Source organism: Sphingomonas sp. CCH9-E2 (genome assembly GCF_001557215.1).
GTDB lineage: Bacteria > Pseudomonadota > Alphaproteobacteria > Sphingomonadales > Sphingomonadaceae > Sphingomonas.
Window position 1 is genome coordinate 1 of record NZ_LSJM01000468.1, and the last position, 978, is coordinate 978.

General features: G+C 66.5%; 1 protein-coding gene. It reads left to right on the plus strand.

Going from position 1 to position 978, the window contains the following annotated elements; genetic code table 11:
* Window positions 1-47 precede the first annotated feature (47 nt).
* The gene (locus AX681_RS21105; protein ID WP_066663171.1) at window positions 48-863 is read left to right on the plus strand and encodes an inositol monophosphatase family protein; all 816 of its coding nucleotides are present in this window, start codon (window positions 48-50) and stop codon (window positions 861-863) included.
* Window positions 864-978 lie beyond the last annotated feature (115 nt).

Below are 978 nucleotides of genomic sequence, written 5' to 3' on the forward strand. Positions count from 1 at the left end.
CCTCTCCCAACCCTCTCCCCTGAAGGGGAGAGGGCTATAGGTGCTTTATGGTTTCCCACTCCGGCCTCATCACCGTTATCGAACGTGCTGCCCGCAAGGCCGGCCCACGGTTGCGGCGCGACTTCAACGAAGTCTCGCAGCTGCAGGTCAGCCGCAAGGGGCCGGCGGATTTCGTGTCGATGGCGGACAAGCGCGCCGAGGACACGCTGATCGAGGAACTGCGCAAGGCGCGGCCCGATTGGGGCTTCCTGGTTGAGGAGCGCGGGCAGATCGCCGGCGACCCCGACAAGCCGCGCTGGATCATCGATCCGCTCGACGGCACCACCAACTTCCTCCACGGCATCCCGCATTTTTGCATGTCGATCGCGGTCGAGGATCCGCATGGACCGCAGGGCAAGCCCGAGATCACGCACGGTTATGTCTATCAGCCGCTGACCGATGAGAGCTTTTGGGCCGAAAAGGGCCGGGGTGCATGGCTGCAGGACCAGCGGCTGCGCGTCTCGTCGCGCCGCGACCTTGCCGATGCGCTGATCGCGACCGGCATCCCGTTTCTGGGCCATGGCAATTTCGCCGAGTGGAGCCGCATCTTCGGTGCGGTCGCCCCCGAAGTCGCCGGCATCCGCCGCTTCGGCTCGGCCGCGCTCGACCTCGCCTGGGTTGCGGCGGGCCGTTATGACGGCTTTTGGGAAAGCGGTCTCAAGCCGTGGGATACGGCGGCCGGCATCCTGCTGGTCAAGGAGGCGGGCGGCTTCGTCACCGATTTCCGCGGCACCGACAATGCGCACGCCAAGGGCGAGATCCTGGCCGCGACCGACGCGATCCACTCGAAGCTGCACAAGCTGCTCGCCGGATCGCTGCGCTAGTTTTGGGCCAGATTCCCCTCCCGCGTGCGGGAGGGGTCAGGGGAGGGGCTGTCCTCCTCGATAACATCCGTTACATGCCCTCCCCCGACCCCTCCCGCAAGCGGGAGGGGAGTGA

Bases quoted from the DNA above. Each gene is read 5' to 3' on its own strand.
- AX681_RS21105 (WP_066663171.1), top strand. From the start codon at position 48: ATGGTTTCCCACTCCGGCCTCATCACCGTTATCGAACGTGCTGCCCGC.